At 66.9% G+C, this 22807-nt stretch carries 30 protein-coding genes and 1 tRNA gene; 19 read left to right on the top strand and 12 right to left on the bottom strand.

Going from position 1 to position 22807, the window contains the following annotated elements; all coding sequences use genetic code 11:
- Positions 1-90: 90 nt before the first annotated feature.
- The 4 genes from AC6EUH_RS02210 to AC6EUH_RS02195 all read left to right on the top strand — a co-directional run bounded on the left by AC6EUH_RS02210 (position 91) and on the right by AC6EUH_RS02195 (position 1810).
- Entirely contained in the window at positions 91-345 is a 255-nt protein-coding gene (locus AC6EUH_RS02210) for a hypothetical protein (protein WP_056424958.1), read from the top strand.
- Positions 346-505: 160 nt separating this feature from the next.
- Positions 506-587 (top strand) — tRNA-Tyr (locus AC6EUH_RS02205).
- A gap of 400 nt (positions 588-987) precedes the next feature.
- Positions 988-1446, top strand: coding sequence for a DUF6325 family protein (locus AC6EUH_RS02200; protein WP_056424988.1), 459 nt, complete (start codon positions 988-990; stop codon positions 1444-1446).
- Between the two features lie 91 nt (positions 1447-1537).
- A complete protein-coding gene (locus AC6EUH_RS02195) occupies positions 1538-1810 on the top strand; it encodes an SHOCT domain-containing protein (protein WP_326951768.1) in 273 nt (90 codons plus the stop codon).
- 97 nt (positions 1811-1907) lie between these two features.
- Here the strand turns inward: AC6EUH_RS02195 and AC6EUH_RS02190 are convergent, their stop codons facing one another.
- The 3 genes from AC6EUH_RS02190 to AC6EUH_RS02180 all read right to left on the bottom strand — a co-directional run bounded on the left by AC6EUH_RS02190 (position 1908) and on the right by AC6EUH_RS02180 (position 3070).
- Positions 1908-2405: an SRPBCC family protein gene (locus AC6EUH_RS02190; protein ID WP_499737670.1), complete on the bottom strand. Its 498-nt coding sequence runs from the start codon at positions 2403-2405 to the stop codon at positions 1908-1910.
- Positions 2406-2418: 13 nt separating this feature from the next.
- A complete protein-coding gene (locus tag AC6EUH_RS02185; RefSeq protein WP_499737669.1) occupies positions 2419-2736 on the bottom strand; it encodes an ArsR/SmtB family transcription factor in 318 nt (105 codons plus the stop codon).
- Positions 2737-2803: 67 nt separating this feature from the next.
- On the bottom strand, positions 2804-3070 hold the full coding sequence (locus AC6EUH_RS02180) for a hypothetical protein (RefSeq protein WP_056424997.1): 267 nt from the start codon (positions 3068-3070) through the stop codon (positions 2804-2806).
- Between the two features lie 449 nt (positions 3071-3519).
- Between AC6EUH_RS02180 and AC6EUH_RS02175 the strand changes: the two genes are divergently transcribed.
- A complete protein-coding gene (locus tag AC6EUH_RS02175; protein WP_499737668.1) occupies positions 3520-3831 on the top strand; it encodes a hypothetical protein in 312 nt (103 codons plus the stop codon).
- A 39-nt stretch (positions 3832-3870) separates the two neighbouring features.
- Positions 3871-4464, top strand: coding sequence for a DinB family protein (locus AC6EUH_RS02170; protein WP_056426551.1), 594 nt, complete (start codon positions 3871-3873; stop codon positions 4462-4464).
- Positions 4465-4473: 9 nt separating this feature from the next.
- On the opposite strand, the gene AC6EUH_RS02165 is transcribed toward AC6EUH_RS02170, so the two are convergent.
- On the bottom strand, positions 4474-4833 hold the full coding sequence (locus AC6EUH_RS02165) for a VOC family protein (RefSeq protein ID WP_499737667.1): 360 nt from the start codon (positions 4831-4833) through the stop codon (positions 4474-4476).
- Positions 4834-4954: 121 nt separating this feature from the next.
- Here AC6EUH_RS02165 and AC6EUH_RS02160 point away from each other — a divergent pair, with 121 nt between their 5' ends.
- Together AC6EUH_RS02160 and AC6EUH_RS02155 are read left to right on the top strand one after the other, a co-directional pair.
- Complete coding sequence (locus AC6EUH_RS02160) at positions 4955-5131, top strand: DUF1059 domain-containing protein (RefSeq protein ID WP_082492518.1); 177 nt, start codon at positions 4955-4957, stop codon at positions 5129-5131.
- A 44-nt stretch (positions 5132-5175) separates the two neighbouring features.
- Positions 5176-6282: an EAL domain-containing protein gene (locus AC6EUH_RS02155; RefSeq protein ID WP_499737666.1), complete on the top strand. Its 1107-nt coding sequence runs from the start codon at positions 5176-5178 to the stop codon at positions 6280-6282.
- A 5-nt stretch (positions 6283-6287) separates the two neighbouring features.
- Here AC6EUH_RS02155 and AC6EUH_RS02150 read toward each other — a convergent pair whose 3' ends face one another.
- Together AC6EUH_RS02150 and AC6EUH_RS02145 are read right to left on the bottom strand one after the other, a co-directional pair.
- Complete coding sequence (locus AC6EUH_RS02150) at positions 6288-6725, bottom strand: DUF1810 domain-containing protein (RefSeq protein ID WP_499737665.1); 438 nt, start codon at positions 6723-6725, stop codon at positions 6288-6290.
- 33 nt (positions 6726-6758) lie between these two features.
- Positions 6759-7388: a GAF and ANTAR domain-containing protein gene (locus tag AC6EUH_RS02145; RefSeq protein WP_156367472.1), complete on the bottom strand. Its 630-nt coding sequence runs from the start codon at positions 7386-7388 to the stop codon at positions 6759-6761.
- A gap of 243 nt (positions 7389-7631) precedes the next feature.
- Here AC6EUH_RS02145 and AC6EUH_RS02140 point away from each other — a divergent pair, with 243 nt between their 5' ends.
- The 4 genes from AC6EUH_RS02140 (at position 7632) to AC6EUH_RS02125 (ending at position 10082) form a co-directional block, all read left to right on the top strand.
- The gene (locus AC6EUH_RS02140; RefSeq protein ID WP_056425019.1) at positions 7632-8363 is read left to right on the top strand and encodes an MgtC/SapB family protein; all 732 of its coding nucleotides are present in this window, start codon (positions 7632-7634) and stop codon (positions 8361-8363) included.
- A gap of 77 nt (positions 8364-8440) precedes the next feature.
- Positions 8441-9064: a hypothetical protein gene (locus tag AC6EUH_RS02135; RefSeq protein WP_056425022.1), complete on the top strand. Its 624-nt coding sequence runs from the start codon at positions 8441-8443 to the stop codon at positions 9062-9064.
- 19 nt (positions 9065-9083) lie between these two features.
- A complete protein-coding gene (locus AC6EUH_RS02130; protein WP_499737664.1) occupies positions 9084-9626 on the top strand; it encodes a GNAT family N-acetyltransferase in 543 nt (180 codons plus the stop codon).
- Positions 9627-9677: 51 nt separating this feature from the next.
- Positions 9678-10082, top strand: a complete 405-nt coding sequence (locus AC6EUH_RS02125; RefSeq protein ID WP_499737663.1) for a VOC family protein — start codon at positions 9678-9680, stop codon at positions 10080-10082.
- A 28-nt stretch (positions 10083-10110) separates the two neighbouring features.
- Here AC6EUH_RS02125 and AC6EUH_RS02120 read toward each other — a convergent pair whose 3' ends face one another.
- Complete coding sequence (locus tag AC6EUH_RS02120) at positions 10111-10599, bottom strand: GNAT family N-acetyltransferase (protein WP_499737662.1); 489 nt, start codon at positions 10597-10599, stop codon at positions 10111-10113.
- 137 nt (positions 10600-10736) lie between these two features.
- Between AC6EUH_RS02120 and AC6EUH_RS02115 the strand changes: the two genes are divergently transcribed.
- Entirely contained in the window at positions 10737-11282 is a 546-nt protein-coding gene (locus AC6EUH_RS02115; RefSeq protein ID WP_056425029.1) for an acyl-CoA thioesterase, read from the top strand.
- Between the two features lie 28 nt (positions 11283-11310).
- Here AC6EUH_RS02115 and AC6EUH_RS02110 read toward each other — a convergent pair whose 3' ends face one another.
- Both AC6EUH_RS02110 and AC6EUH_RS02105 read right to left on the bottom strand, forming a co-directional pair.
- Positions 11311-12111: an ABC transporter permease subunit gene (locus AC6EUH_RS02110; RefSeq protein ID WP_499737661.1), complete on the bottom strand. Its 801-nt coding sequence runs from the start codon at positions 12109-12111 to the stop codon at positions 11311-11313.
- The gene (locus tag AC6EUH_RS02105) at positions 12108-13112 is read right to left on the bottom strand and encodes an ABC transporter ATP-binding protein (protein ID WP_056425035.1); all 1005 of its coding nucleotides are present in this window, start codon (positions 13110-13112) and stop codon (positions 12108-12110) included. The genes AC6EUH_RS02110 and AC6EUH_RS02105 overlap by 4 nt, the downstream gene beginning before the upstream one ends.
- Positions 13113-13268: 156 nt before the next feature.
- On the opposite strand from AC6EUH_RS02105, the gene trxA reads away from it, so the two are divergent.
- Complete coding sequence (gene trxA, locus AC6EUH_RS02100) at positions 13269-13682, top strand: thioredoxin (protein WP_056425038.1); 414 nt, start codon at positions 13269-13271, stop codon at positions 13680-13682.
- Between the two features lie 155 nt (positions 13683-13837).
- On the opposite strand, the gene AC6EUH_RS02095 is transcribed toward trxA, so the two are convergent.
- Positions 13838-14116: a putative quinol monooxygenase gene (locus tag AC6EUH_RS02095; RefSeq protein ID WP_056425040.1), complete on the bottom strand. Its 279-nt coding sequence runs from the start codon at positions 14114-14116 to the stop codon at positions 13838-13840.
- A 101-nt stretch (positions 14117-14217) separates the two neighbouring features.
- Between AC6EUH_RS02095 and AC6EUH_RS02090 the strand changes: the two genes are divergently transcribed.
- Positions 14218-15894, top strand: a complete 1677-nt coding sequence (locus tag AC6EUH_RS02090) for an AMP-binding protein (protein ID WP_499737660.1) — start codon at positions 14218-14220, stop codon at positions 15892-15894.
- Between the two features lie 20 nt (positions 15895-15914).
- On the opposite strand, the gene AC6EUH_RS02085 is transcribed toward AC6EUH_RS02090, so the two are convergent.
- The gene (locus tag AC6EUH_RS02085) at positions 15915-16907 is read right to left on the bottom strand and encodes a DNA-3-methyladenine glycosylase family protein (protein ID WP_056425045.1); all 993 of its coding nucleotides are present in this window, start codon (positions 16905-16907) and stop codon (positions 15915-15917) included.
- A 163-nt stretch (positions 16908-17070) separates the two neighbouring features.
- Here AC6EUH_RS02085 and AC6EUH_RS02080 point away from each other — a divergent pair, with 163 nt between their 5' ends.
- Positions 17071-17505, top strand: a complete 435-nt coding sequence (locus AC6EUH_RS02080) for a VOC family protein (RefSeq protein WP_499737659.1) — start codon at positions 17071-17073, stop codon at positions 17503-17505.
- A 56-nt stretch (positions 17506-17561) separates the two neighbouring features.
- Here AC6EUH_RS02080 and AC6EUH_RS02075 read toward each other — a convergent pair whose 3' ends face one another.
- Positions 17562-18728, bottom strand: a complete 1167-nt coding sequence (locus tag AC6EUH_RS02075; protein ID WP_499737658.1) for an SLC13 family permease — start codon at positions 18726-18728, stop codon at positions 17562-17564.
- 109 nt (positions 18729-18837) lie between these two features.
- Here AC6EUH_RS02075 and AC6EUH_RS02070 point away from each other — a divergent pair, with 109 nt between their 5' ends.
- The 3 genes from AC6EUH_RS02070 (at position 18838) to AC6EUH_RS02060 (ending at position 22804) form a co-directional block, all read left to right on the top strand.
- On the top strand, positions 18838-20223 hold the full coding sequence (locus tag AC6EUH_RS02070) for a cystathionine beta-synthase (protein ID WP_056425050.1): 1386 nt from the start codon (positions 18838-18840) through the stop codon (positions 20221-20223).
- Positions 20224-20302: 79 nt separating this feature from the next.
- Positions 20303-21520, top strand: a complete 1218-nt coding sequence (locus tag AC6EUH_RS02065) for a cystathionine gamma-synthase (RefSeq protein ID WP_499737657.1) — start codon at positions 20303-20305, stop codon at positions 21518-21520.
- 6 nt (positions 21521-21526) lie between these two features.
- A complete protein-coding gene (locus AC6EUH_RS02060) occupies positions 21527-22804 on the top strand; it encodes a glycosyltransferase 87 family protein (protein WP_499737656.1) in 1278 nt (425 codons plus the stop codon).
- Positions 22805-22807 lie beyond the last annotated feature (3 nt).

The following is a 22807-nucleotide window of genomic DNA, read 5'->3' as shown; positions in this document are numbered from 1 at the left end:
CAGTCCGCTCAAAGCTGAGTCAGGGCGGGAACGAAGCTTTGCGCGGCAGAGTTGCAGGAGTTGGAAGAGTCGCTTGAAAGGTGCCAGCTCATGCAGAACAAGGCCGTCCACTATGTCATTCGTTCCACCGCGGCGGCCGCGGGCGGTTTCGCGACGGCCGCGACGTCGGTGGCGGCCGCAACGCTGGCGGCCTCGATCATCTTGAGCCCGGCCGCGGATGCCTCGTCGAGACTGGACGGCGTCCACGCTGACCTGGCGCGCGCCGTACAGCTGAATCAGATCACGGAGGAGCAGGCCGCCCGGTTTGAGTCCAAACTCGCCGGCCGCATCCTCGGAGAAGCCTGATTTTCCGGGCTTTTTGGCGCTTTATTGAACCGCTGGGACGCCGATTCGATTCTTCGGCGGAAGTTCTGTAAAGTTGTCTTGCCCGCGGTTGCTGGAAGCGGAACGAACTGGAAACAGTGGTTCTGAACACGGAAGCCGCGAGTGATCTTCTTTGAAGTTCGGCAGATTACCCGAGCGGCCAAAGGGGGCTGACTGTAAATCAGCTGGCAACGCCTACGGGGGTTCGAATCCCTCATCTGCCACCCTTGGAGAAGCCTCCGGAACCAACAGGTTCCGGAGGCTTTTTCTTTGCCCTCCGGAGGGTTGCGCGGGCAGGTTTTCGGGGGCAGGTGCCGACGCGAGGGCAGGTCCGGGCGGATCGGCGTCGCGCATTCGCCCTGATCTGCCCGCGGGCTGCGGGAAATCCGCCGGGGCGCGTGGGCCTCCGGCGCGGCACGCAACCGGCGTTGGGCTCACCCGAAAGGGATGATGCGGGGCCTCCTCGGAAGAGCTGAAGTGGTCTCAAGAATCCCCTGGGCATCGAAGCGTAGTTGCCGGCCGCCCGCCGTCGGAATCATCCGACGCGGGTGGTGACCGACAGGCAGGCGGCGTCCCACACTTAGACGAGCGTGCCGGACAGTGCGCTCGAAACAGAACGGAGGAATGCCAGTGACAACCACACCGGAGACCGAGGCCCACGGGCCGGTCGACTTTGTGCTCCTCGAGTTCCCCATGGCTGGACTGACGGGGCGGGCCAGTGAAGAACTGATACGGCTCGTTGAGCAGGGTGTGATCCGGCTCTTCGATCTCCTTGTCGTGATGAAAAACGAGGACGGCGCCGTCGAGGTTCTCGAGCTCACTGATCCAGGCGGTCCCGCAGAGTCGTTCTCCTACTTTGACGGCGCGCAGAGCGGGCTTCTCGGCGAAGAGGAAATCGCCGAGGCAGCTGACGCGATCCTTCCCGGAAGCGTCGCCGCGCTGATTGTCTACGAGAACATCTGGGCGGCACCCTTCGTGGCGGCCGTACGCGACGGCGGGGGCGAGCTCGTCGCGAGCACGCGGATCCCTGCGCCGGACGTGATGGCAGCCCTCGAGGCCCTCGACGCCCCGCCCGTGGCCTGACACACATAAAACGCGATGCGAGAGGAGACGAATTATGGGATTACTCAGGGGTATGGCACGGACAGCGGTGGTAGCCGGCACAGCATCTGCCGTGAGCGGCCGCGTCCAGCGACGGCAGGCTAACAAGTTCGCCGAGAAGGACGCCGCGACGGCGGCCAAGCAGCAGGAGGCCTACGACGCGCAGATGGCCCAGCAGCAGCCCGCGTATCAAGAACCTGCGTACCAGCCGCCGCCACCGCCCGCAGCCGGGGGAATCTCCAACGAAGCAATCGAGCAGCTCAAAGAGCTTGCTGCGCTGAAAGAGCAGGGGATTCTCACGGAACAGGAGTTCGGGGTGCAGAAGGCGAAGATCCTCGGCGGGTAGTACCGGCGGGCCTTCGATGCGAAAAACACCCCCGTACGTGCCGGCGAAGGCACCTACGGGGGTGTTCTTGTGCGGATCTGATGCGGACCGATTGCGGTCAGCGGACCTCGGATCCGGCCAGGATGGCGTCGATCTGACCGAGGGCCTGCTTCATCCCCTCTTCCACGCCCATGGCGAGAACCTTCTCCAGCGCATCTGCGGAGTCGAAGGTGGACACCATGGTCATCCGCGTGCGGTTGCCGACTGCCTTAAGCCGCATCACGGCATGACTGGTGCCCATCGCGGGGATCGGATCGCCGTTCTCGTCGGCGAAACCGTCGTCGAACTCCAGGCGGTGGGGAGCCTCGATGGCGGTGAACCGCCACCAGCCCCGGCTCTTCTCGCCGTCGGGCCCGGTCATGTAATAGCTGGCCTTCCCTCCGGACACGAAGTCGTGGCCATCGAAGGTCGCGGGCCAGGTGGGCGGCCCCCACCAGCGCTCGAGCTGGCGCGGGTCTTCCCAGACCTGCCAGACGCGCTCGACGCCGGCGTCGAACTCGGCGATGACGGTGAAGCTCAGGGTCTCGGCGTTTTTCTGCGAACTGATAACGGTCATGGCTGGTCTCTCCCTATCCCTCTGCGAGAATGTCTGCGATCCGGTCAGCGCGCTGCCGCCAGATCGTTTCGTACTCATCGAGCAGCCGTCGAGCTCGCTGTAGGCCATCGTGGTGCGCCCGCACGATCTGCTCCCGCCCGCGCTTCTCCTTCGTGACGAGGGAGGCGCGCTCCAATACCGCCACGTGTTTCTGTACGGCGGCGAAACTCATGGCGTAGTGCTCCGCCAGCATTGACACGGAGTATTCGCCAGCCGTCACCCGGGCGACGATGTCCCGGCGGGTGGCATCGGCGAACGCCTGGAACAGGCGGTCAAGATCGGCATCCCTCAACTAATCTACAACCATTTGGTTGTACGATAGGCCGCCCGTCACGCGGTGTCAAGGGCTCGCCGGGCGGCTACTTGGCCATGCCCGGGTGCACCGCGACGAACTCGATCTTGGTGGAAGGCTGGACCGTCTTTTTCGGTGCCCGGGAGTATCCCTTGGCGTCCAGGTGATTTTCTGCCCGGTAGACGGCCAGGGCTTCGTCATAGATCGCGTTGAGCTGCTCGCCGGAGAACTCCTCCGAGGACCCGTCGTTGAAGGTGACGGAAATGACCGTGCTGCCGGGGAAGTGCCTCTTCATGCGGATGAAGCCTTCGGCGTCCTGCTGGAGACTGATCAATGTGGTCCTGCCTTTGCGATCGGGGACTTCCAGTCTCCCGTACGTTTGTCGGGTAGGCCTGCAGGGCATGCGTGCTCGCGCGGAAGGCCCCTCGTGGAGGAGCCTTCCGTCGATTTCCGGGCTAAACCCTCTCGCGGGTTTGGTCGGCCTGCGCCGGCTCCTCGACCGTAAATTCCCTGCTGCGGCGGGGGAAAGCCCAGAACTTGAAGTCAGGCCTTTTCGCCCGGGGTTCCGGACGCGCAGTTGTTTCTTTTGGTTCCCTTGCTTCATCCTTCTTGATGTCCCGCCGGAATTCCTTGTTGTACTGATAGCACATCACTGACCTCCTTATCGTGACTGCCCCTTAATCCTCCTCCGCATCGAGCCGCGCGTCGATACCTTGCCTCCTCTTCCGCTTTGGCCGGGGAACCGGTTTACTGAACCCTGACAGACACAATGGAGGGGGAACCATGAAGTCCAAAGGAACGTGGCAGATTGCGGTGGGGAGCGTTGCCCTGGCCGCAACTCTTGTTGTCCTGCCAACGCCGCTTTTTCACGTGGCTTCCGGCAGTGCCGATGCCGGCGCGACCGGTCTATTCGTTGTCGGACTGGCGCTGCTGGCAGGCGGACTGGGATTCCTCGGCTACGGGCTGCGCCGGCGTTCCCGCGAGCTGAACACGGCACGGAGCTATGCCACCAGGGAGCCGTCCTCCCTGGACGAGGACCGCCCCGTCAACCCGTATGAGCTTCCCAAGTCGTACGGCGCGGTCCCTCCGCTGTAAGGTCCGGGGCCCGCGGAGTGCTCCGATATAGTGCGCTTCATGGATGACAAAGCGATTCTGCACAGCTATCTGCGCACGCGGCGCGCCGACCTGCTCGGCAAGCTCGACGGGCTCAGCGAATACGACGCCCGCCGGCCGATGACTCCGACAGGCACCAACCTCCTGGGCCTGGTCAAGCACGTGGCAAGCGTCGAACTCGGCTACCTTGGCGACGTCTTCGGCAGGCCGAGCGGTGTGGAGCTGCCGTGGTTCGCTGATGGCGCCGCACCGGACGCCGACCTGTGGGTGGCCGCGGACGAAACCCGGGAGCAGATCATCGAACTGCACCGGCTCTCGGCCGCGCACGCTGATGCGACGATCGACGCGCTCCCGCTCGACGCCCCCGGCGAGGTCCCTTGGTGGGCGGGGGAGCGGCGGCACGTGACCCTGCAGCAGATCCTGGTGCACCTGTGCGTCGAGACGGCCCAGCACCTGGGCCACGCCGATATCCTGCGCGAACTCATCGACGGGACGGCCGGCCAGCGGCCCGGCGACCCTAATCTCTCGCAGCGGACCCCGGCCGAATGGGCCGGACACTGCGCCACCATCGAAGCGGCGGCCCGGCAGGCTTCGATGGCAGGGGACCGGCCCTAGCCTGGCGTGCTACCGTCCGGCGGTGTCCACGACACAGAAGCGGTTGCCCTCGGGATCGGCCAGGATGACGTAGTCCGCGTCCGCGGGACGCTTGCTCCATTCCACGCGGCTCGCGCCCAGTCGCAGGAGCCGTTCCACGTCGTGCGTCTGCTGGCCGGAATAGAGGTCGAGGTGGATGCGGGGCGGGACGTGGACCTTCGCCGGGACGCGGTCCAGGGAGATGTTCGGGCCCGCCCCATCCCTCGGCTCAAGGACAACGAAGTCTTCTTCGGGAGGCCGCCGCGGCACATAGTCCAAAGCGGACGTCCAGAAGTCCAGTTGGCGCTGGAGGTCATCGACACGGATGACGATGGAGCCAATCCTGATCATGCAGCCAAACTACACCGTGCAAGCGGCCCGAAACACCCGGTGGCCGATGGCTAATATCGCCGAATTCCAGCGGGTGGCGCAGTAGGGTGGTGCAGTTCGCCGTCGAATATAAGGAGCCTTAGTGAAATCGTTTGCATGTGGTGATGTAGTGCCCGGTTGTGAAGCCAAATGGGTTTGCAGCACGGAAGATGAAATCCTGGTCAACGTCGCCGCCCACGCCGCGTCCGCGCACGGCCTGGTGGATCTGCCGACCGAAGTGGTCCAGTCGGTGCACAAAGCAATCGTTCCGGTTAGTTGAGCAGTCCCGCGGCAGGCGGGTCCGTCCCCGGCGCTGGTACTTCTGTGGGCCCGGACTGGGACGAACTCCTGGCGGCCGCCTGCCGCGGTGAAGGCCTCGCCGCGGCCTACCAGCCGATCGTCGACACGTCGCGTGGCACGGTGGTGGGCTACGAAGCGCTGGCACGCTTCCCCGGCTATTCCGAGAAGAACCCCGAAGTGTGGTTCTCCGCGGCCCGGAGCCACGGGAAATCCGCGGAGTTGGAATCGGCCGCCCTGCGGACTGCTCTGGCAGCCCGCTCCACCCTGCCTCCCAACTGCTTCCTGACCCTCAACGTCTCACCCGAACTGCTGTCCACCGAGGAAATCCGGAGCGTCTGGCGGAACGAGGGGAACCTGGGCGGGATCGTCGTCGAACTCACCGAGCAGACCCCCATCGATTCCTACGTTGGGCTGGAACCGGACCTGAACCAGTTGCGTGCCGCCGGGGCGCTGATCGCCGTCGACGACGCCGGGGCCGGCTATGCGGGACTGCGGCACTTGCTGGCGCTGCGACCCTCGCTGATCAAGATCGACCGTGAACTGATCCAGGATGTGGACCGCGACGAAGCCAAACGCGCCCTGATCGAGATGCTCGGTACTTTTGCGGGCCGGGTCGATGCGTGGATCCTGGCCGAGGGGGTGGAGCGCGTGGAGGAACTGGACGCCCTGGTTTCCCTTGGCGTGCCGCTGGTGCAGGGTTACTACCTGGCCAGGCCCGCGCCGTCGTGGGCCGGCATTGACCTGGACCTGGCGCACCGTCTCGCATCGAAACCGCCGGTGACCCATAAGGCCGTCATCCGTGACGTCCTCGAATCCGCGACGACGGCCACCACCGCCGCGCTCGCCGCGGAAGCCTTTGCCACAAGCCCGGCGCTTCAGTCGGTGGTGCTGATCGGAGACCACCTCCGCCCGGTTTGTGTGCTGGACCCGGTGGCCGCGGGCTTGGGCCTGGTGAGCCCCGGGATGCGCGTGAATCTGGACACTCCGCTGAGCGAAGCGCTGGCCCGGTCCATGACTCGGGCCACCTCCAGCCGTTTTGAGCCCCTTTTGGTGACGGACAACGCCGGCCGCTACGCCGGCGTCGCCCGCATGGAACGGATGATCACGGCGCTGGCGGCGCCGGGCGCGTAATCCGGTCAGGCCCGCCCGGCGAGAAGCCGGTCCGTGGCCGCATCGGGCAGCCCTTCGAAGTACTTCGCCAGGACCGCGCGGAAGACGGGCTGCAGCGGGTCCGCCCGGAGGAAGAGAGTCATCGAGGAATGCAACTTCCGCTCGTCGATGCCACCCAAAATCTGCCCCGCAGTGCGGCCTTCGAGCCCGGCCACCACTTCAGCGCATTCGACCAGCCGCGGACCCAGCACCGGGTGCCCGAGGTAGGATCGCGCCTCATCAATGGACGTGACGGCATATTTCCGGGCCGTGGGGCTTTGCCCGAGCCCGGCGAGCTGAGGGAACACGAACCACATCCAGTGGCTGCGCTTGGCACCGCCCCGGAGTTCGTCGAGGGCCTGCCGGTACGTTCCGCCCGCGTCCTGGGCAAGGATGAACCGTTCCAGGTCGTAGGGATCTTCCATGGTGACCTCCTGTTTCTGATTGCCGCCGGGGCGTTACTCCTCGAAGCGTGCGGTGAAGTCGGTATCGCCGGCGATGGAGGCCACGACTCCTGCCGCGACGTCGCGGATCTTCAGGTTCCTGTTGTTGGAGGTGTTGCGGAGGATTTTGAAAGCGGCGTCCCTGCCGCACCGGTTCTGGGCCATGATCGCTCCGATTGCCATGTCGATGATGGTCCGCGACTGCATGGCGGCGGACAGGTCCCGACGCGATTCCCGGAGCTGTGAGATCCGGAGCGCCAGGAGCAGTGCCCGCGAGGCGTCGTCGGCGAACCGGTGCGCGGCCGCGAGGTCTTCGCCCGAGAAAGCCCCGGCTCGCGGCGAATAGAGGTTGACGACGGCGGAGTCCTCACCGTCGAGCTCAAGCGGGATCCGAACCTTGCTGACGGAGCCCTCTCCGCTGCTGCCCACAGCTGAGGAGGGCTGCTTCCGACGGTTGATGGTGATCCCGCAGGAAACTTCGCGTTCCGGGCGGGACAGCTCTCCCGCCGTCAGGCTGGCCAACTCGGCCAGGAAATCGGCGACGTCGGCTCCTGTCTCGGTGCTGTCCAGCACGAGATCCAGCAGAGTGCTGACAGCGTCGCGGATGTTTTGCGACGTCGACGAAATGGCATTGTTCTCATGCATGGCGGCCCCCAAGTCCTCACCGCACCGCATTGCAAGGTCGGCGGCGTTCTCCGATCCTATGGCGGGGGCACCTCCGAAGGAAGAGAACCTTCAGGGTATCGGCGGCGACGGGCTAACGCCGTCCCGGCAACGGTCTGAAAAAGTGTCCGACGACGACCGGCGGCGGCCTTGCTAAAGTCAGCACTAGAGGCAGTGATCTCCGGCCGGGCGCCACAGACTGACCGGCCAAGGAAGGCGGGCGGCATGTTCTTCTTCACTGACACAAGCCTGGTGGAAGCGGGCCTTCTGCTCGCAACGTTCGTGTTGTGTTCCCTGATCGGCATCGAGCGGCAGGTCCGGCAGAAGAGCGCGGGATACCGGACCCACGTGCTGGTCGGACTTGGCTCGTGCGCCTTCACGCTGGTGTCCGCCTACGGGTTCGCGTTCGTTATGGAGCCCGGGGCCGTCCTGGACCCGTCCCGCATCGCGGCCCAGATCGTCAGCGGGATCGGCTTCCTGGGCGCCGGCGTCATCTTCAAGGGCCGGGACGTTGTCCGCGGGCTCACGACGGCCGCCACCATCTGGGTCTCCGCCGCGGTGGGCATGGCCTGCGGGGCGGGCATGGTTTCGCTGGGCGTGGTGCTGACCATTTTCCACCTCATCACACTGTTCGTGATTGCCCCGGCCGTCCGCAAAATCCCCTCCGTGGACAGGAACCGGGTCATGCACATCGACTACGCCGATGGCCAGGGCGTGTTGCGGCAGATCCTCGAAATCGCCACCACCATGGGGTTCAGTTCCTCGATTCTGCGTACCCGGAGGACAGGGGATGAGCAGAAACCGATGGTCTCGATGGAGGTGAGGTTCTTCGGACGTCATCCGCTGCGCAACCTCGTTATGCCCCTCATGGACCTGCACGGCGTCGCCAGCGTCACTGTCCGGGGTACGGATTCGAGCGAGGACGACGACGATGATGACGACGACGACGAATCCTGAGCCGCTGGACCGAGTCCGAGGCGGCGTCTCGGGCTTGGTGCGCCGTGCGTGGGTTGACGATGGTGCAAGGATGAGGCATGTCCTTCTTTGACGAACTTCCGGTGCCGCCGGAGCGGCCGCGGCAGCCCAAATTTGTGGTTCCCCCGTGGGCGGCACCGCCGTCGGATGAACTTCCCGCCGTCGTCGGTGTCGGCCAGTTCCTCCGGCGCACTCCGCAGATGGTGATGGCGGTGACGAGCGCGGAGGTGTACTCCACCGGCTGCGTGCTCGAACTCGTGTGGACGGTCCGCCGGGGAACCGAAACCGACGCCGAATGGGCGGCCTTGTGCGAGCGGTGCTTCAACCGAGCCTCCTTCCGCGCTGGCCCGCACGGCGGCGGCGGGGGACTCCGGCTCGGCGTGGCCTTCCCCGACGGGCGGAAAGCCACGGCGGACGAGTGGCCGAACTGGGGCATCGAACCTGCTGACCCGGGTCCGGGACCGGTGCTGACGACGGCCGGGGGCGGAAGCGGATCGGGCAGCGACGACGAGGCCAATTCCTCCACAAAGTTCTGGCTATGGCCCTTGCCGCCGCTCGGCGAGCTGCGTATCGTCGCGCAGTGGACGGACCTCGGCATGGCGCAGGAGTCCATGGCGGTAAATGGTGACGAATTGGCCTCGGCCGCGGAGCGGGTCCAGCCGTACTGGCTCACGCCAGGTTGAGCTGGCGCGGAGCATTCAGATGACGGGTAAGAGCACGCCCCTGGCCGGCAGCGTCCGGATCCGGATCCTCAGAGCCTCCGACCCGGAACTTATGTGCGCCGCCTACCTGCGAAACCGCGACCACCTGGCGCCCTGGGAGCCGCTGCGGGCCGAGGAGTTTTTCACCGTTGACGGTCAGATGGTGAGCGTTCAGTCCAAGCTCGCCCTGTTCATCGCCGGCTCCGATGTTCCGTGGGTCCTGACGGACGGCGAGGCGATTGTGGGGCTGATGACCCTCAGCGGCATCGTCCGGGGACCGTTCCTCAGCGCCCACCTCGGATACTGGGTGGACAAGGACTACACGGGGCGCGGGCTCGGCTCGGCAGCGGTGGCTTTCGCCGTCGACGAGGCCCGGGACGAGCTGGGCCTGCACAGGTTGCAGGCCGCGACCCTCCAGCACAATGCCGCCTCACAGAAGATCCTCAGACGCTCCGGTTTCACGGAGATCGGCATAGCCCCCGCCTACCTCAACATTGCCGGAGGCTGGCAGGACCACGTCCTCTATCAACGGATTTTGTACTGAGGCGCGGCCACCCGCCAAACCCAGTGTCCTCAGCCGTGCGAGACTCTCCTGGTGACTGATGAAACCCTCGGGGCCCTGCACCACGTCGAGCTATGGGTGCCGCATCTTGGCCGTGCCAAGGACGAATGGGGCTGGCTGCTGGCCCGCCTGGGCTATCAGCCCTACCAGGACTGGCCGGACGGGTGCAGCTGGCGGCGGGGGACCACCTACATCGTCGTCGAGGAATCCCCGGCCCTGAGCAGCCGGACGCACGACCGCACCGCGCCCGGGCTCAACCACCTGGCATTCAACGCGGGGACCAGGCAGCAGGTGGACGCCCTGGCGGCAGCCGCCGTCGGGCATGGCTGGCGCGAACTTTTCCCGGAGAAGTATCCGCACGCCGGCGGCCCGGACCACTTCGCCGCCTATCTGGTGAATTCGGACGGCTTTGAAGCCGAACTGATCGCCACAGACTGAGCTGCGCCCGCGAGGCCCCGCGGACTGCTCAGCGCACCATCCGCAGGATCGGGACCGCCGTCCCTACCAGTTCATGCGCCGATGTGGCGCCGTCAGGGACAAAACCGTTGCGCCGGTAGAACGCGAAGGCACGAGGATTCTCTGCGGCGATCCAGAGATACGCGCCGCCGCTGCCCACGGCTGCGTCCAGCAGCAATTGCCCCGCCCCCGAGCCGTACTCACTGGCGAGCACATAGATCCCGTTCAGCTCCCTGGGCCGGGGCGAGTCGTCGTCACGCCCGGCGCCGGCGCTCGCCCAGCCGACGATGTCCGTCCCGCGGCAGGCCACCCAGACGTCCGAGGCGGCAACGGCAATGATCTCGCGCCACCTTTCTTCCCGCGGACCCAGCTCCAACCCGGCAAGTGAGGCCGCCGGCAGCAGGTGGGCATAGCTCTCACGCCAGGCCTGGATGTGCACGCGCGCAATGCCTGCGGCGTCACCCAATAGGGCGGGCCTGACGGTCAGGTCTGATGTCATCCGGACAGCGTAGTCCTCAATCGCGCCCGCGGGGCCGCGTGGCGGGACCGGCAACTGTCGGCTGGTCCACGGAACCGGACACAAAACCGCAGTCTCCATCCTTGGCAGGGTTGTTACTCGCGGGTAACATGATGCCCATGCATCTGCTTCTCCGCACGCTTCTCCTGCTCTTCACGTCCTCGCGCCGTTCGCCGCTGAGCATCTGGGACACGTCGTCACTTCCGCTGAAGGTCCTGCCGACCGACATTGACATTGCGATGCATGTCAACAACGGCATGTATTTCTCCCTGATGGATCTGGGCCGGTTCGATCTGATGGCCCGCAGCGGAACTTGGAGGGCCATGCGCCGCAGGGGATGGAGCCCGGTGGCGGCCGGGGAAACCATCGCCTTTCGACGTTCGCTGCAGTTGTGGCAGCGGTACACGATCGAAACGAAGATCATCGGCCTCGACGAGAAGGCCATCTATTTCGAGCAGCGCATGGTGGTGGACGGGGAAATCTACGCCCGCGCATTCATCGCCACCCGCCTGGTCAGCAAGGGCAAGCCGGTCAGCCAGGAGGAGATCATCCGTGAGTTCGGGGCGCCTCCGGCGGACCTCGAACTGCCCGAATGGATCCACGAATGGCGGGAAACCAACGCCCTGCCCGGGGCGCGGCGCCCGGCGCCGCACGTCTGGGCCTGAGACGGCCAGCACCTAAGCCCGGCCGCGCCTAGGTCCCGACGTCCCGCCTGCTGAGGGCCACGGCGCTGAGTGCCACGAGGGCGGCCGAAATACCCCACAGCCAGCCGGCGGCCGCCCAGTCAGCCCCGTTGGCTACCGGGTTGTTTTCGTAGGCCCAGCTGTAGGGCGAAAGGTTCAGGAGCCAGTCGACCTCCTTGCTTTGCCTGCCGACGGCGTTGAACACGTAACCCAGGACGCCGACGCCGGCGCCGGCGGCCACACCGTACGTCTTCCGTCCCGTCACCGCGCCGAGGAAGAGCGCCGTGCTGCCCGAGAGCATGATCAGCCCGGCAAAAAGCACGGAGGTGCCGAGGAGGTTTTCCGGTCTGATGTTCAGCTGCGCGGAATCGGTCAGCAGGAGGATCAGGACAAACACCAGGGTGACCAGCAGCAGCACCCGCAACAGGATGGCCAGCGCCCGCTCCAGAACCACCTGCGTGCGGGTCACGCCGTGCGCCAGCGTGAGTTCAAGCTGGCCCGATTCCTCGTCCCCGCCGACGGCCGCCGCTCCCCACGCCACCGACGCGATGGTCATCAGCAGGAAACCGATCAGCCCGAACATCGTGGCCTGGGTGTACCCGGGTCCTGAGGTGATCTGGTCGTAGTTGAGGGCCTTGATCATCTCCGGCGGAAAGGCGTCCATCACACCCTGCATCTCGGGGCTTCCGCCGATCGAGGGGTAGAGCGGCAGGTAGATGAAGATCGTTGCGGCCAGCCCTGCCGCCCACCCGAGCGTAGAGTGCCAGGAGTCCACGAAGGCCCTCCTGAAGAGGGGCAACGGCCGCTTCATGCGCCGTGTCCTCTCCGGCGGCGGCGGCGTCCGTTCCCGTTAACGTCGGCTGTGCCGGGGCCATTGCCGCGGATGGTTCCGTAGAGCTCAAGGACCGACTCCTCGAGGTCCGGTTCCTCCAGCACCAGCTCGGTCAGTTCGAGGCCGGCGAGGACCCGGAGTAACGGCTGGATCGCGCCGCCCAGCGTGGCGGACAGCTCGACGCCGTCGCCCGCCGGCAGCACCTCAAGGTGCCCGATCCCGGGCACCCGTGCCAGCAGCGCGCCGGCGTCGGCCGTCGAAATCCCGGAGGCGGTGAACCGCACGTGCCGCACCGCACCTTGCCGCAGGCTGTCCACCGTGGCGACGGTGACGATCCGGCCGTCACGGAGAATCGCGACCTCGTCGGCGGCCTGCTGGACTTCGCTGAGCACGTGCGAACTAAGAAAGACTGTCTGGCCGTTGGCCTGGGCCTCGCGGACCATGGCGAGGAATTCCTGCTGGACGAGTGGGTCCAGCCCGCTGGTCGGTTCATCCAGCACCAGCAGCTCGGGATCATGCATAAACGCCTGGACGAGTCCCAGCTTCTGTTTGTTTCCCTTGGAGAGCTTGCGGGTGTGGCGGTCCAGGTCCAGGCCCAGCCGTTCCGCCAGGGAATCGACCCGGCCCGGCCTGACGGGTCCGCTGATGTCCGCATAATGGGACAGCAGTTTGCGCCCGGTGATCCGTCCCTCCAGGAACAGTTCGCCGGGCAGATAGCCGATCCGGCGGCGGAGCGACGGGCCTGCGGCCCGGGGGTTCTCGCCGAGTACCGTCGACGTGCCGGACGTGGGCCGGATGATGTCCAGCAGGCACCTCATGACGGTCGTCTTCCCTGCACCGTTGGGCCCGATCACGCCAAAGACGGAGCCCTTCTCGATGCCGAAGCTGATGCCGTGGAGCACTTCGCGGTGGCCGAACTTCTTGGTCATGGAGCCAACCGTGATGGCCTGGCTGGCGGTGTTTCCCGGGGCTGGAGGCATGGCGCCGATGGTAGGCCGTGGGCGTTGTGCGGGCTAGGGTCCAAGGGCCCCGGCCCAGATGGCGGGGCACGCCCGGGGTTTTGATGGGCCGTCATATGGATGTGCCAACAGCGAAATGCAGGGGACAAGGCCGGGCTGCTCGCGTACCGTTGACCCATGGCTACCGTTGACATTACAGGTGAACAGTTCGCATCGACCGTCGAGGACAACGACATTGTCCTCGTTGATTTCTGGGCCGAATGGTGCGGCCCGTGCAAGCAGTTCGGACCCACATACGCCGCAGTTTCCGAGAAGCACCAGGACGTTGTCTTCTCGAAGGTGGACACCGAGGCCGAGCAGCAGCTCGCCGCCGAGGCCGGCATCACGTCCATCCCGACGTTGATGGCGTTCCGCGAAAAGGTCCTCGTCTTCTCGCAGCCGGGCGCCCTGAACGCCCAGCAGCTGGAGCAGGTGGTTGACGCCGTCAAGGCCCTCGACATGGAGGAAGTCCACGCGCACGTGGCCCGGTCCCAGGCCGAGGCGGCCGCTGCGGCCAGCAAGCAGGACGGCAGCCAGATTCCGGAGGCCTGAGCGCCCCCAGCCCTAACGGCCGCTCCCGCCCGAACAGCAGAGCAGCCCGACCTACAGCAACGCGGGGTCACTCCGCGCCCATGATCCTGAGATTGATGGGCGGGGAGTGCCCCCGCGTTGTTGCTTCCGGGGCCGGGACCGGGTACGTGCCGTGCCTAGAGTGTGACGAGCTGGACCGGCTCGGCCAGCAGGGCGCTGAGGGACTCGTTGAGGTCCTGGACCGCCGTGCCCTTCGAGTGCTTGTCCAGATCCTCCTGCGAGGCCCACCGTTCGGTCAGCACCAGCTTGTCCTCGCTGGCCTCGGTGAGTTCGTACCGGATGCAGCCGGGTTCGTTGACCACCTCGTCGATCGCGATCTCCAGCGCGAGCTTCACGCGGAAGAACTCGCCGTCGTTGGGGATGAAGATGGCCTGAAGGTCAATGGGTGCGCTCATGGTTTTCACAATACCGGGCGGCGGCTTTTTGTCCCGAAGATTTCGTAGGACATCCAAGCTTTGGTCTTCTTTTGGCGGCCGAGTGTTGGTAGCGTCACACCATGCTTTCATACACAGCCGGGGACACTGACGTCCCGCTGCTCAAGGAAACCATCGGCGAGAATTTCGAACGGATCGTGGCCAGGTTCCCCTATCAGGACGCCCTGATCGAGGCCGCCGCGGTGCCGGGGGAAGAAGCCCGCCGCTGGAGCTACACCAAACTGAACGACGACGTCGACCGGGTGGCGCGCGCGCTGCTGGCCCTGGGCGTGGCCCGCGGCGAACGGATCGGTATCTGGAGCCCGAACTGCGCTGAATGGACCATCCTGCAGTACGCGACTGCCAAGGTCGGGGCGATCCTGGTCAACGTGAACCCCGCGTACCGCAGCCATGAGCTGGAGTTCGTGGTCAAGCAGAACGGCATGCGGATGCTGGTCGCGGCGCCGTCGGACCGCAACAGCGACTACACCGATATGGCCCGGCAGGCGCTGGCCGAATGCCCCGAGCTGCGCGAACTCGTGTTCCTGCCCGACGCCGGCCAGCCCGGCCTCACCGCCGGCGTCCCGGCACGGGAGGAGGAGCGGACGTGGGCGGAGCTGCTCAAGCGGGCCGACGACGTCGCCCATTCCGCATTGAAGGCGCGCATGGCCGAACTAGACCCCCACGACGCGATCAACCTGCAGTACACCTCCGGCACCACGGGCTTCCCCAAGGGCGCCACCCTCTCGCACTACAACATCCTGAACAACGGGTACTCGATCGGTGAGCTGCTGGAATACACGGAGCACGACCGGGTGGTGCTGCCGGTGCCGTTCTACCACTGCTTCGGCATGGTGATCGGCAATCTGGCCGCCCTGAGCCACGGCAGCGCCACCATCATTCCGGGCCGGGGATTCACGCCCGCCGCTGCGCTGGAAGCCGTCCAGGACTTCGGCGGGACGTCACTGTACGGCGTGCCCACGATGTTCATCGCCGAACTCGCCCTGCCGGACTTCGCGTCCTACGACCTCTCCACCCTGCGCACGGGGGTGATGGCGGGCTCGCTGTGTCCCATCGAAGTGATGAACCGCGTCATCTCGGAGATGAACATGCGGGACGTCGCCATCTGCTACGGCATGACGGAGACCTCACCTGTGTCCACCATGACCCGCAGCGTGGACACCATGGCCCAACGCACCGAGAGCGTCGGCCGGACGATGCCGCGGCTGGAAAGCCAGGTGGTGGACCCGGTGACCGGCGAGGTGATGGAGCGCGGTGAGATCGGGGAGCTGTGCACCCGCGGATACTCCGTGATGAAGGGCTACTGGGACCAGCCGGTCAAGACCGCCGAGGCCATTGACGCCGACGGCTGGATGCATACCGGGGACCTGGCCCGGATGGACGAGGACGGGTACATCGTGATCGAAGGCCGGATCAAGGACATGGTGATCCGCGGTGGCGAGAACGTCTATCCCCGCGAAATCGAAGAGTTCCTCTACACGCATCCGGATATCCAGGATGTTCAGGTGATCGGGGTGCCGGACGTCAAGTACGGGGAGGAATTGATGGCGTGCATCATCCTCAAACCCGGTGCCGCGCCGTTGGAAGCCGGCAGCCTGGCCGAGTTCTGCCGCGGGAAGCTGGCACACTACAAGATCCCGCGTTACGTAGACGTACGCGAAAGCTTCCCCATGACCGTCTCCGGGAAAATCCGCAAGGTGGACATGCGGCAGGAAGCGGTGGCCCGGCTGGGGCTCTAAGCCCAGCGCGGGGGACGGTGCTAGTGGCCGCGGTGGTCCTGGATGGTCATCCGCGGACCGAAGGTCGGCTTGCGGAAGCCGCTGAGGCCGATCATCCGGACCACACGCTGCCGGTGCCCGGCCCACGGGGCCAGCAGCCGGAGCATGCCGGCGTCGTCCGTCCTGCGGCCGGTCAGGGCCGCCCCGACGTACGCCGCGAGGTGGTAGTCGCCCACCGCGATGGAGTCCGGGCAGCCGTGCGTGCGCTGCACCACCTCCGCCGCGGTCCAGACGCCGATGCCGGGAATGGTCTGCAGCTTCGCGGAGGCCTCCGCCGCCGTCAGCGCGGCGAGCCGTTCCAGCGCGACGGCGGAGCGCAGGGCGCGCATGACGGTCGCCGACCGCTGCGGACCCACGCCGGCCTTGTGCCATTCCCACGAGGGGATGCGCAGCCACTGCTCGGGCGTGGGCTGCACCAACAGATTCGCCGGGGCAACCGTCCCGGCGCCGGGCGCCGGTGTTCCGAAGCGGTACATCAGATAGCGGTAGCCGCGCCGGGCCTCGATCACGGTAACCTTCTGCTCCAGGATCGTGGGCACGAGGGAGTCGATGAGGCGGCCGGTGGCTGGCAGCCGCACGGCGAGGTTTCGGCGTCGGGCCTCAACGACCATCCGGGGCAGCGTGGCGTGGAACGCGGGCTCATCAAAGGCGGACCAGTCGTCGTCGCTGCCCAGCATCCGCGGCGCGGAACCGGCGGCATCGGCGGCGCCGGGCCCCCAGGCCTGGACATCGACGGCGGTATCGGCGGCGGGGCAGCCCCGCGGATAAGCCACAGCCAGCCGGAGCGTGGCGGGACCTGACGGCGTTGTGAACGCCATCCAGAGGCCGTCCGGTGCGGTGCGGATGGACGGGTCGCCGTGCCCCCGCAGGAGCGTGCCGACGGTCCGGGACAAATCGAAAGGACCGCCCGGGTGCCACCGCAGCGAGGCGTCAGCCGCGGCGGCAACGCCGGCGGGGACGTCTGCAATGGTCATCTGACCATGATTCCACGAACGCCTGACAGCGGCTGTTCCGGCCTGTCCGAAGCGTGCGACCGGTGGCCCTTAACTCCCGGTTTGGGCGGGACTAGACTTCGGCTGTGGCGTGGAGCCACCACGCCTGCCTGGAGGCCCGGATCCCTGTTTTTAGGAGAGTGTGATGGCTGGTGGAGTAGTACATTTCGAGATCCCCGCGGACGACGAGACACGCGCGCGGGAGTTCTACAGTTCGGCGTTCGGCTGGACGATCAGCCCCGTGCCGGAGATGAGTTACGCAATGCTCATGACAACGCCGTCGGATGAGACGGGCACGCCCTCGGTGCCGGGTTCCATCAACGGCGGCATGTTCCGCCGCGAAGGACACCTCACCTCCCCGTTGGTCACTGTGGACGTTGAGGACATCGACGCGTCGCTGGAGAAGATCAAGTCCCTGGGCGGCAGCACCGTCCAGCCACGGCAGGAAGTCGGCACCATGGGCTGGGCCGCCTACTTCCGGGACACCGAAGGCAACATCATCGGTCTCTGGCAGAACGCCGTGCCCGAAGGCGGCGGAGCCGCCGCAGGGGAAAATGGGGTGAACGACATCGGCGCCTGAGGAAACCCCGGTCGGCGCCTGAGGAACCCGAGGCCCCTGAGGAAACTCCGGCAGCGTCAGGGCATGCCCGAGGCGAGCCAGAGCGCCACAACGGCCAGCGGGACGGTGAGCACGACGGCGGCGATCCCGGCGGCCGCGAACCCTCCCCACCGGATCTCGACGTTGAGGGTGCGGAGCCGTTCGTGCCAGAGCAGCGTGGCCAGCGATGCCCACGGGGTCACCAGCGGGCCAAGGTTCACGCCGATCAGGAGGGCCGCGAGCCGCACCGGCGAGTCGCCTACCGGTTCCAGGGCGAGGTAGGCCGGCAGGTTGTTGACCGCGTTCGCGGCACCGGCGCCCAGGCCCGCGAGCTGCAGCAGGGCCGGCAGGTCCTCACCGGAACCGGCGATTCCGGACAGGAACTGTGTCAAGCCGTTCGCGTGCAGGGCCTCCACCACCATAAACAGCCCCGACGTGAGCATGAGCGGCCGCCAGGGAACCATGGACCACCCCAAGGCCGAGCGGCGGCGCCAGAGGAACAGGCCCAGCAAAACCGCCGCCGCAGCGATCGCCGGGAACTGCACGGGCACACCTGAGACGAGCGCGGGCAACAGCAGGGCCATCACCCCGGACGCCGAATACAGCAACACCTTGTCACGCGCCTTGTGGACGGGATGCGGCCCGTAGCGGCCGGACAGGTCCTTCCGGAACGCCAGCCACAGGAGCCCGATCGGGACCAGGATCCCCACCAGCGCCGGCGCCCAGACGAGCCCGGCGAAGGCTGCCGGGCTGAGATTGAGCCGGTCCTGGGCCAGCAGATTGGTCAGGTTCGAGACCGGCAGCAGCAAGGACGCGGTGTTGGCGAGCCAGATCGTGGTCAGCGCGAAGGGCAGCGGCGGGATCCGGGCGTGGACCGCCAGCAGCACGACGACGGGAGTCACCAGCACCGCCGTCGTATCCAGCGACAGGAAAACGGTGGAGACGGTGGCCAAGCCCACCACCAGCAACCACAGCAGGAACACCCGGCCCCGGCCCAGCGCGGCGAGACGCTCCGTCACCACCCGGAACAGCCCGGCGTCGTCCACCATTTCCGTCACGAGGGACATGGCCACAACGAACGCCAGTACGGGTACGGTGCGGGCGGCCAGTTCCTGGAACGCCGGCCAGGGCAGGAACCCGGTGAATAGAGCCGCGCACCCCGCAGCCAGCATGCCGGCGGGGAGCAGATAACTTTTCAGCCTCATCGGCCGGATCCACGGTTCACCGCACAATCTTCGCACCCGGCGCGGCCGGGAGGCCGCCCCGACGTGCCTGAATCCGCCCCTGGCGGGTGGAGACGGTAACTTTGTACCTATGAAGTACGCCCAGTCCGTTCTGGACCTCATCGGCAATACGCCGCTCGTCAAGCTGCACCACGTAACCGACGGCATCGGGGCCACGGTCCTGGTGAAGCTGGAATACCTGAACCCCGGCGGTTCCATCAAGGACCGCATCGCGGTGAAGATGATCGAGGAAGCCGAACGCACCGGCAAACTCCTGCCCGGCGGCACCATCGTGGAACCCACGTCCGGAAACACCGGCGTCGGCCTGGCGCTCGTGGCCCAGCAGAAGGGCTACCGCTGCATCTTCGTGGTGCCGGACAAGGTGGGCGAGGACAAGCGCGCCGTGCTCCAGGCCTACGGCGCCGAGGTAGTGGTGACGCCCACCGCCGTCGCCCCCGACAGCCCGCAGAGCTACTACGGCGTCTCGGACCGCCTCGTCACCGAGATTCCGGGCGCCTACAAACCCGACCAGTTCTCCAACCCGGCGGCCCCGGCCAGTCACTACGAGTCCACCGGGCCTGAAATCTGGCGCGACACGGACGGCCGAGTCACGCACTGCGTGATCGGTGCCGGAACCGGCGGCACCATCACCGGCACGGGCCGGTACCTCAAGGAAGTCTCCGCCGGGCGCGCGGAGTCCGACGGGGGCATGGTCAAGATTATCGGCGCCGACCCGGCAGGTTCGGTTTACTCGGGCGGCACCGGCCGGCCGTACTTCGTTGAGGGCGTCGGCGAGGACATGTGGCCCGCCAACTACGACAAATCGGTCCCGGATGACGTCATCGCCGTCAGCGACGCCGACTCCTTCGACATGACGCGCCGGCTCGCCCGCGAAGAAGGACTGCTGGTGGGCGGCTCCTCCGGCATGGCCGTCGTCGCCGCCCTGCAGGTCGCCAAGGACCTGCCGGACGACGCCGTCGTCGTCGTGATCCTGCCGGATTCCGGCCGCGGCTACCTGGCCAAGATCTTCAACGACCAGTGGATGCGCTCCTACGGCTTCCTGGCCAGCGGCGACGAAGCGTCCGTGGGGGAGATCCTTAAGGCCAAGACCGGGGAACTGCCGGACCTGGTGCATATCCACCCCAATGAGAGCGTCCGTGACGTCATCAACATCATGAACGAGTACGGTGTCTCGCACATCCCGGTGCTGTCCCAGGAGCCGCCCGTGGTCATGGGCGAGGTCCTCGGCGCCGTCGACGAACGCACCCTGACCGCGAAGCTTTTCCGCGGCGAGGCCAAACTGTCGGACAAGATCTCCGAACACATGGAGGCCCGGCTGCCGGTGATCGGCTCGCTCGAATCGATCTCGACGGCCCGGGAACTTCTCTCCGACGCGGACACCCTCATGGTGACGTTCGTCGGCGCCCCGGTGGGGATCCTGACCCGCCACGACCTGCTCGCCTACCTGAGCAACTGACTCAGCAACTGACCGCCCACTGACCCGGACACCGGACCGCCCGCCCGGGGCGCCCGGCCGCCGGCCGAAAGGAACGCACATGTCTTTGCCAGAAAGCTCCTCCGCGAACACCCCCGGCTTCAACACCCGCGCCGTGCATGCCGGCCAGGCGTTCGAGCCACGCACCGGCGCCGTCGTGCCGCCCGTGCACTTCTCCTCCACCTACGCCCAGGAAGCGATCGGGGTGCTGCGCGCCGGCTACGAATACGGCCGCGGGACCAACCCCACCCGTGACTCCCTGCAGGAGCAGCTCGCCGCCCTGGAAGGCGGGACCTCCGCGTTCTCCTTCAGCTCCGGCCTCGCCGCCGAGGATTCGATGATCCGCGCGCTCACCCGCCCCGGTGACCACATCGTCCTCGGCAACGACGCCTACGGCGGGACCTACCGGCTGATCAGCCGGGTGCTGGGGGAGTGGGGCATCGGCAACACCCCAGTGGACATGTCCAATCTTGACGCCGTCGCGGAGGCTGTTGCGGCCGGCGGGTCGAACGGGGGCAAGACCCGCCTCGTGTGGGTTGAGACGCCGTCGAACCCGATGATGAAGATCACCGACATCGAGGCCCTCGCCAAAGTGGCGCACGACGCCAGCGCCCTCCTCGTGGTGGACAACACCTTCGCCTCGCCCTACCTGCAGAACCCGTTGGCCCTCGGCGCCGACGTCGTAGTGCATTCCACCACCAAGTACATCGGCGGGCACTCCGACGTCGTGGGCGGTGCGATCATCGTCAACGACGCGGAGCTGGCCGAGCAGATCGGTTTTGTGCAGTTCGCCGTCGGTGCCATCTCCGGCCCGATGGACGCCTTCCTCACCACGCGCGGGCTCAAGACCCTTGGCGTCCGGATGGACCGGCACAGCGACAACGCCCAGGCCGTGGCCGAGTGGCTGCTGCAGCGCCCCGAGGTCGAGGCCGTGCTGTACCCGGGACTGCCCTCGCACCCGGGGCACGAGCTCGCCAGGAAGCAGATGAAGAAGTTCGGCGGCATGATCTCCGTGCAGTTCAAGGGCGGCGAGGCGGCGGCGCGCAAGGTGGCCGAATCGACCTCCGTATTCACCCTCGCGGAGTCCCTCGGCGGCATCGAATCCCTGATGAACTACCCCTCGGAGATGACGCACGCCTCGGTCAAGGGCACCGAACTGGCCGTCCCCGTCAACCTGATCCGGCTCTCCTGCGGCATCGAGGACGTCGAGGACCTCATCGCCGACCTCGAGCAGGCGTTCTCGCAGATTGATACCGCGCCCGGCGAGTCAGGCAGCTAAGCACCCGTGACCACCACCATCAGGGCCACGGCCTCCACCATGCGCGCCCGGGTCGCGACGGCGGCCGGCGCGCTCGCCGTCGTCGCCGCCCTGGTGGTCCTGTACTCGGCCTACATCCCGCTGATGAACGACTTCGAGGTGTACTTCTACGGCGGCAACCGGGTGCTGCAGACCGGGGAAGCCGGCGTCAACGAGCTCTACGCGCCGCGCGACGGACTGCCGTTCACCTACCCGCCGTTCGCCGCGCTGCTGTTCGCCGCCATGGCGACCCTCGGCCAGAGCGGCGGCAGTCTCCTGTTCATCACGACGGCGCTGCTGGGTGCCGGGGTGGTGTCGGCTTGGCTTACACGGCACTATTTCCGCCTCGGCGGCTGGCGGGACGCGTTCGCCGACTGGCGGTTCCGCGCCGTTTCCCTGACCGGGACCGCCGCCATCCTGCTCCTGGGGCCCTGGCGGGACACCTTCGACTTCGGCCAGATCAACATCATCCTGATGGGACTGATCCTGGCCGACTTCGCGCTGTACGGGAAAGCCCGGTCGGGGGAGATCCGCTGGCCCGCCGGGCTGCTGATCGGCATCGCGGCCGGGATCAAACTCACCCCGCTGGCGTTCGGGCTGTACTTCCTGGTCCGCCGCGATTTCAAGGCCCTCGGCTGGATGGCCGCCGGGTTCTTCGGCTCGATCGCTCTGGCCTGGGCCATCCTGCCCACGGCCTCGGTCACGTTCTGGACCAAGATCCTGCCGGACACCGGACGGATCGGCGGGCCCGCCTACGTGGACAACCTCTCGGTCAAGGGCCTGCTGCTGCACCTGGGACTGCCGGATTCCGGCCTGACCAGCCTGCTGTGGCTGGTGCTGTCCCTGGCGCTGGCCGCGCTGGCCGCGCTCGTCATCACCTGGGCGGTGGCCGCGGACGAGAACTTCGTGGCGGTCTCAGCCACCGCCGTGCTGATGCTCCTGATCAGCCCGGTGTCCTGGTCCCACCACTGGGTGTGGATGGCCGTGGCACTGCCCTGCATGGGCTTCGCGATCCACCGTGTGCCGTCCCGGAACGGACGGATGCGCCTCGCCGGTTGGGTCATCGTCGCCTTCTCGGCCCTGGCGTTCTACCTGACGCCCAAGTACCTGTCCGTCATGGCAGGCGCGGCCGAGTGGGGCAAGGACCCGCAGACCCAGTGGCAGCTCATCGTGGCGAGCCTCGGCGTACTCTGCGGCGTCGCCATGCTGGTCTTCTGGGCACTGGCCTACCGCCCCTCCCGCGCCGCGCTCCGCACGGGGGCGTAGCGC

The sequence above is a fragment of the Arthrobacter sp. 001422645 genome (genome assembly GCF_059816125.1).
The sequence above is the reverse complement of the archived record's forward strand: the minus strand, read 5'-3'. Positions and strand labels throughout refer to the sequence as shown.